This window comes from Olleya sp. ITB9 (assembly GCF_001315805.1).
In the GTDB taxonomy this organism is placed as follows: Bacteria; Bacteroidota; Bacteroidia; order Flavobacteriales; family Flavobacteriaceae; genus Olleya; species Olleya sediminilitoris.
Window position 1 is genome coordinate 1 of sequence record NZ_BCBW01000041.1, and the last position, 8,146, is coordinate 8,146.

Sequence of the window (8,146 nt, forward strand, 5' to 3'; positions counted from 1 at the left end):
TTAATAAATAAAAGTCAATGAATATTAGATGTGATATTTATTTTTGTTTTATATTTTTGGAATAGTAATTGTAATCTAAGTTTTAAACAATCCATAGCTGTTTGCAAATAGCTATATAATTACATGAGTTATGAAAAAACAAATACTAATAATATTAGCATTATTTACAGCAAGTGTCTCTTTTGCGGTTCAACAAGAACCTGCTTTTAAAACTGGCGAATGGTTTAAGTTTAAAATGAGTTACAGTGGGTTTTTAAAAGCTGGTAATGCAACATTGCAGGTGAAAGAAACGACTTTAAATGGTAAGCCGGTATTTCATGTAGTTGGAAAAGGCTGGACAACAGGTATGATAAAATGGTTTTTTAAAGTAGAAGATCGTTATGAAAGTTATTTTGACAAACAAACCATATTACCTTATAAATTTATAAGAAAAATTAACGAAGGTGGTCATAAAAAGAATATCGAAATTGATTTTAATCAATCTAATAAAACAGCTTTAGTGTATAACAAAAAGCATGATACTAAAAAGACTCTAACAACAAAAGATAAGGTACAAGACATGGTGTCTACTTTTTATTATCTTAGAAATAAGTTAGACACAAGAACATTAAGTAAAGGTGATGAGATTAAATTAGATATGTTTTTTGATGAAGAAAACTATGGGTTTAAACTTAAATACCTTGGAAAAGAAAATCTAGAGACTAACTTCGGAACCGTTGAAACTTTGATGTTTAGACCATACGTAATGGCAGGTCGTGTATTTAAAGAAGAAGAAAGTTTAACCCTTTGGGTGTCTAATGACAAAAATAAAATACCTTTACGTATAAAAGCAGATTTAGCAGTTGGGTCTTTAAGAGCAGATCTAGAGGCATACAAGGGTTTAAAGCATAGCTTTAAAATTATAGTAGATTAATTACATAATGAGTATAGATAAGAATATAACAGACCAATTGACAGATAAATACAATGCATTGGACCAAAATGTAAATACACATTTAGATGGTTTGTTGCATAGTAAACCCATTGATTATTGGGATTATATTCAGACGGATGCACTTTTAAATTTACAAGTACAGCGTACAACTTTACCAGATGAGATGGTGTTTTTAATGTACCATCAAGTCAATGAGTTGTTGTTTAAAATGATTTTATGGGAAATAGATCAAGTGGCTAAACAAGATAATATTTCAGCATCTTTTTTTGAAACTAAAATCATGAGAATTAGTCGTTATTTTGATGTATTAACCTCTTCATTTACTGTCATGAAAGACGGAATGGATGTAGAGCAATACAATAAATTTAGAAGTACATTGACTCCAGCAAGTGGGTTTCAGTCGGCTCAATACAGAAAAATTGAATTTGCCTCAACCGAATTAATCAATTTAATAGACAATAGATTTAGAGATACTATTGATAGAAATACGTCTTTTGAACACGCTTTTGAACATTTATATTGGCAGGCTGCAGGTAAAGACTACAAAACCGGTAAAAAAAGCTATACATTAACAGTTTTTGAGGACAAATACAAAGACGAATTTATTAGATTTGCAGAATTCTATAACACACATAATTTGTGGACTATTTTTAAAGGATTGCCACAAGAGGTTAGAGAAGATCAAGATTTAATTAAAGCAATGCGTCATTACGATTACACAGTAAATATTACTTGGGTAATGGCTCATTATAACACAGCAAATCATTACCTAAATATAGGTGGTAAAACTGCAGAAGCAACAGGAGGAAGCGAATGGGTAAAATATATGCATCCAAAATATCAAAGACGAATATTTTTTCCAGACTTATGGAGCAAACAAGAACTGCAAGATTGGGGCAAAAATGTATAATACTTCTTGTACTAACATTAGTAATATATAGTTGTAAAGAAGATAAAGTAAAACCAGTTGAAACAGTATTAGTTGAAGAGCCAGAAGAAGTTTATGAATTTGGTTTCAAACTAGAAGACTACGTTGTTAAACGTGATACTATTAAAAAAGGAGATAGTTTTGGAGAGATTCTTCAACGTAATCAAATAGATTACTCTAAAATTTTCCAAATAGCAGAGCAAACAAAAGATAGTTTTGATATTAGACGTCTGCAAGTAGGTAAACCTTATACGTTACTGTGTTCTAATGATTCGCTACAAGAACCTAAATGTTTTATTTACCAGCCTACAAAAACAGATTATGTAGTAATAAACTTTCAAGACTCAATACATGCTTACTCAAGCACTAAGCCAATTAAATTTGTAGAAAAGGAAGTCTCAGGAGTAATTGAATCTAATATTTCTGAAGCTTTAGCAAAACAAGGTAAAAGTGTATTGTTAGCTTATAAAATGTCCGATATATATGCGTGGACTATTGATTTTTTTAGGCTTCAAAAAAATGATAAATTCAAACTTATTTATACCGAAAAATATATTGATGACAGTATATATGCAGGAATAGATAATATTAAGGCTGCCTACTTCCAACATAATGGAGAGCCATTTTATGCTTTCGAGTTTGAAACAGATACCGTAAAAGGACTAAAAGATTACTTCTCTGAAGACGCCAAAAATTTACGTCGTGCTTTTTTAAAAGCACCAGTAGAGTATAAGCGAATTTCTTCTAGATACAATTTAAATCGTAGGATTGCTTTATACGGTAATCGTGTGCGTCCACACAGAGGGACAGATTTTGCTGCAAATGTAGGGACACCAATTAGGGCTACTGCAAATGGTACAGTGGTACAATCTCGTTACAGTAAATCTGCAGGTAATTTTGTAGCAGTTAAGCATAATAGTACTTACACAACTAAGTATTTTCATATGCAAAAAAGAAATGCTAAAGTTGGTGATTTTGTAAAACAAGGTGATGTAATTGGTTATGTTGGTATGACTGGTAATACGTCTGGTCCACATGTGTGTTATCGTTTTTGGAAAAACGGAAAAGAGGTTGATCCCTTTAAGCAAAAACTACCTGAGGCAGAGCCTATTTCAGACAGTTTAAAAACAGAGTACATAAAATTTATAGAACCACTTAAAATTCAATTAGACGGAATAGATTTTGTTTCTCCAATCGAAGAAGAGCAAATTTTAGATATACAAACCAGTACCGAAAATTTAATTACATATACTAACCATGACACTACCTTCAATCAACCCAACAAGCACTAAAGCTTGGCAAAAATTAAAAGATCATTTTGAAGCTTCAAAAGATTTAAAAATGAAAGAGTTATTTGCTCAAAATAAAGACAGAGCAAATCAAATGACTATTAATTGGGGAGATTTTTATGTAGATTATTCTAAAAACAGGATAACTTCAGAAACGATTACACTTCTTTTAGAATTAGCTGAAGAAACTAAACTAAAAGATGCTATACTAGCACAGTTTTCAGGAGAAGTAATAAATAAAACAGAAGATAGAGAAGTGTTGCATACAGCTTTACGTGCTAAAGCAACAGATACCGTTTTAGTGAATGGAAAAAATGTAATACCAGAAATTTTTGAAGTAAAAGAGAAAATTGAAGCATTTTCAAATCAAATTATTTCAGGTCAACTTAAAGGTTTTACGGGTAAAGTATTCACAGATGTTGTTAATATAGGTATTGGTGGTAGCGATTTAGGACCAGCTATGGTAGTAGACTCATTACAATATTATAAAAATCACTTAACAACACATTTTGTTAGTAATGTAGATGGTGATCATGTAAATGAAGTATTAAAAACACTAAACCCTGAAACGACATTATTTGTAATAGTTTCAAAAACCTTTACAACTCAAGAAACGTTATCTAATGCCAATACTATAAGAACATGGTTTTTAGAGCACGCTAAACAAGAAGATGTTGCAAAACATTTTGTTGCAGTATCCACTAATATTGAAAAAGTTAAAACGTTTGGTATTGATCAAGACAATATATTTCCAATGTGGAATTGGGTTGGTGGACGTTTTTCACTTTGGAGTGCAGTAGGATTAACCATAAGTTTATCTATAGGGTTCAAAAATTTTGATGCATTATTATCTGGAGCCAACGCAATGGATACGCATTTTAAAACAGAAGATTTTGATAAAAATATTCCAGTAATATTAGCGTTACTTAGTGTTTGGTACAATAATTTTTTTAAGGCCGAAAGCGAAGCTGTTATACCTTACACACAATACTTAACACAGTTTGCTACTTATTTACAACAAGGTATAATGGAAAGCAATGGAAAAAGTGTAGATCGTAATGGTACAAAAATAGACTATCAAACCGGAACTATTATTTGGGGAGAACCAGGGACAAACTCTCAACATGCTTTTTTTCAGTTAATCCACCAAGGGACTAAACTAATTCCTGCAGACTTTATTGGTTTTGCAAAATCGCTACATGGTAACCAAGACCACCAAGATAAGTTAATGTCTAACTTTTTTGCGCAAACTGAAGCTTTATTAAACGGTAAGACTCAAGATGAGGTTGAAGCTGAGTTTGAATCTCAAAATATTTCTTCAGAAAAAATAAAACAATTAACTCCTTTTAAAGTATTTGAAGGTAATAAACCTACAAATACAATTTTTATAGAACAACTAACACCAGAAAGTTTAGGAAAACTAATAGCTATGTACGAGCATAAAATATTTGTACAAGGTATTATTTGGAATATTTATAGCTACGATCAGTTTGGTGTTGAGCTTGGGAAGCAATTAGCTAATAAAATTTTAAAAGAATTTGACAACGCTAATTTTGATAATCATGATGTTTCCACCCTTAATTTGTTAGAATTATATAAAAAATTAAGGTAAAAATTAATAATCACGAATTTTCTTACCTTTTTTCGTGTTATAATTCAGTTTTGTTAAAATTACTGTTAATGTATTTGTTAACATTAAGTTAATATTGCAACTATATTTAGTCGTATTTTTGCAAAAGAATTTGAATAAACAAATCTTAAATTAACAAAATGAAAAACACAATTAAAGTTATGTTTTTTGCAGTAGCATTTATGTGTACTGCATTTACAATGGCCCAAAGTACTGTTACGGGAACAGTAATGGATGCCGAATTAAACTCTGCGTTACCTAGTGCAACAATTGTTGAGAAAGGAACGACAAATGGAACGACTACTGATTTTGATGGTACATTCTCACTTACTACTCAGTCAAGTTCTGGTGTAATTGAAATCTCATATGTAGGTTTTGGTAAAATTACTAAGTCTTTTAACGGAGATACTGATTTAGGTAATTTATCTTTATTTTCTGACAACTCTTTAGATGAGGTTGTAATTGTAGGAACTGGAGTAATTGACTTAGCAGCTGGTAGACAAACGCCAGTAGCTGTATCTACTATTAGAGGGAAAGACATTCAATTAAAAGCAGCTGGTAACGTTGAATTTGGTGAGTCTTTAAAAAACACACCATCTGTATACGTATCTAATCAAGCTGGAGGATTTGGTGATAGTCAAATATTTTTAAGAGGTTTTGATCAAGTAAATACAGGTTACTTATTAAATGGTCAACCAATTAATGGAATGGAAGACGGTAGAATGTACTGGTCAAATTGGTCTGGTATGAGTGATGTTGCAAATGCTGTTCAAATCCAACGTGGATTAGGAGCATCTAAACTAGCTATTTCTTCAGTTGGAGGTACAGTAAACATTGTATCAAAAACTACAGAAAATAAAGAAGGTGGTTTTATCCGTTTTTTAGGAGGTAATGATAGTTACGCTAAAGCAACAGCTTCTTATAGCTCAGGTTTAAAAGAAAGCGGATGGGCTTACACAATTTTAGTTGACCACTGGCAAGCACACAGAAAGTATTCTGCTGGTACTGCAGGTCAAGGACAAAATTATTTATTCTCTGTAGGATATAAGCCAAATGATGAGCACACTTTTAACTTCTTGTTAACTGGAGCTCCACAATGGCATGATCAAAATTTCTCTAGTGATTTAGAGGAGTATGAGGAGTTTGGTGAAAAATATAATCCAAATACAGGTTTCTTAGAAGGATCTCGTTATACTGAAAGAAGAAATTACTACCATAAACCAGTAGCAAACTTAAACTGGGATTATGAAATTAAGGAAGGAATGGAATTATCATCTGTATTATATGCATCATGGGGACGTGGTGGAGGAACAGGAGGTCTTGGTAGAGGAAGAGTAAGAAATGATTTGAATGGAGAAATTGATTTCGATCAAATTGTAGAAAACAATGTTGATACTGCTACTGATGGTGTAGGTAACTTTGGAGATTCTTACCTAAGAAGATCGTCTGTGAATAACCACAACTGGTATGGTCTACTTTCTAACTTAAATGTTGAAATGAATGACAATTGGTCATTTAACATTGGTGTTGATGGAAGAACTTATAAAGGAGAACACTTTAGACAAATAAATGACTATTTAGGTTTAACTGGTTATAATGATAACTTCCGTACTGATAGACCAGGTGATTACGTAATTACTGAGAGTTTTGAAGCTAACCCATGGTCAGCACTATTTGATTATGCAGATGATGATCAAAGATATGACAGAAACTACTCTGAGACTATTAACTATTTAGGAGGTTTTGGTCAAGTTGAATATAAAAACGATAGTTTTTCTGCATTTTTTCAAGGAGCTTTATCGACTCAATCTTATCAAAGAGAAGGTAAGTTTGTAGGAACTGGAGATGGTTTAGGTAAATCAGAAAAAATAACTAAAACTGGATACAATTTAAAAGGAGGTTTAGCTTATAAAATTAACGAAGAGCATTCTATCTTTGGTAATGCAGGTTATTTTTCTCGTCAACCATTCTTAGATAATATTTTTACAAATATCTTATACTCTAATGAGATAGTATCCCCTGATGTCGAAAATGAAGAAATTACAGGTTTAGAAGCTGGTTATAGATTTAAAGCGGGTGAATGGAGAATTAATGTTGATGTTTACTCATCTAATTGGGGTAACAGATTTTTAACTTTTGGTGAAGAGTTACCAGGTGCTGATGGTCTATTAGATACTGCTGATGACGAGTTTGGTAGCTACAGGTTAACTGATGTTACACAAGTACACAATGGTGTAGAATTTGATTTTGAGTATAGACCTACAGCTTCTTCTCTAAGTTTTAGAGGATACGGTTCTGTTGGAAACTGGAAATATGATGGTGAAACACCATATACCTTACAAAATACTGATACTGGTGATTTTATAATAACTGATGGTGTTGTTGATTTAACTGATGTAAAGATTGGTAATGCACCTCAAACGTCTTTTGGAGTTGGATTTAGAGCTAACTTATTTGAAGGTTTATCTGTAGATATGGATTATAATATTTATACAGATTTATATGAGTTTGTTGACGTAGAAGATGTAGCAGCTACCGCATTAGCAGGTGGTAAATACGAATCTATTAGATTGCCAGCTTATACATTAGCTGATGCTGGATTAACTTATAAATTTGATTTAGGATCTAATAAAATGACCTTTAGAGCTAACGTTTATAATTTATTTAACGATGCGTATATTAACCAAAGAGATGCATTTGGATATTTCCTAGGTGTTGGAAGAACTTATAATGCTAGTTTACGTTATAATTTCTAAATCTAACTAATAATAAGATTTTAAAAGCCTCTTCAATTTGAAGAGGCTTTTTTTATGCAATTAATTATTACCTTTATCCTTTAATTTAATAAACAGAAAATATATGTATTCAACACTTAAAATATTACATCGTTATTGGGCCTATTTAGTGCTTTTTATGATAGTAGTTGCAACCTTTAATGCTTTATATAAATCAATTACTAAAAAGGAGTATGAAGCGCGTGATTTTAGGATGTCTTTATTCACTTTAATTGTGTCTCATATACATTTATTAATTGGTATGGTATTATGGTTTGCTGCAGATTACTTTAGTGAAATGAGTATGGGTGAAATCATGAAGAATGCAACCATGAGATCTAATGTTGTAGAGCATCCTTTAACCATGATTATTGCTGTAGCTTTAATAACTATTGGATACTCTAAGCACAAAAAGAAATTAACCTCAAAAAATAAGCTTAAGACAATTGCTATATTTTATACTTTAGCATTAATACTTGTTTTAGCTAAAATACCATGGAAGATTTGGTTAGGTTTATAACATAAAAAAAAGCGACCCTTAGGGTCGCTTTTATGTATATTTAATAGTAATTTAATCATTGAATATATATT

The 8,146-nt window shown here is 31.4% G+C and carries 6 protein-coding genes; all 6 read left to right on the forward strand.

Translation table 11 applies throughout. The features are described from left to right. Positions 1-130: 130 nt before the first annotated feature. The 6 genes from ITB9_RS12530 to ITB9_RS12555 all read left to right on the forward strand — a co-directional run bounded on the left by ITB9_RS12530 (position 131) and on the right by ITB9_RS12555 (position 8,075). Positions 131-913, forward strand: coding sequence for a DUF3108 domain-containing protein (locus ITB9_RS12530; protein ID WP_054852503.1), 783 nt, complete (start codon positions 131-133; stop codon positions 911-913). Between the two features lie 7 nt (positions 914-920). After that, positions 921-1,844 (forward strand): tryptophan 2,3-dioxygenase family protein, encoded by a 924-nt coding sequence (locus ITB9_RS12535; protein WP_028607575.1) that lies wholly within the window; start codon positions 921-923, stop codon positions 1,842-1,844. Continuing rightward, a complete protein-coding gene (locus ITB9_RS12540; RefSeq protein ID WP_051431115.1) occupies positions 1,802-3,154 on the forward strand; it encodes a peptidoglycan DD-metalloendopeptidase family protein in 1,353 nt (450 codons plus the stop codon). Before ITB9_RS12535 ends, ITB9_RS12540 begins: the two co-directional genes overlap by 43 nt. After that, positions 3,120-4,763, forward strand: a complete 1,644-nt coding sequence (pgi, locus tag ITB9_RS12545; RefSeq protein ID WP_054852504.1) for a glucose-6-phosphate isomerase — start codon at positions 3,120-3,122, stop codon at positions 4,761-4,763. Before ITB9_RS12540 ends, pgi begins: the two co-directional genes overlap by 35 nt. 158 nt (positions 4,764-4,921) lie before the next feature. Then, positions 4,922-7,537 (forward strand): TonB-dependent receptor, encoded by a 2,616-nt coding sequence (locus ITB9_RS12550; RefSeq protein ID WP_054852505.1) that lies wholly within the window; start codon positions 4,922-4,924, stop codon positions 7,535-7,537. A gap of 103 nt (positions 7,538-7,640) precedes the next feature. Further along, positions 7,641-8,075: a hypothetical protein gene (locus ITB9_RS12555; RefSeq protein ID WP_054852506.1), complete on the forward strand. Its 435-nt coding sequence runs from the start codon at positions 7,641-7,643 to the stop codon at positions 8,073-8,075. Positions 8,076-8,146 lie beyond the last annotated feature (71 nt).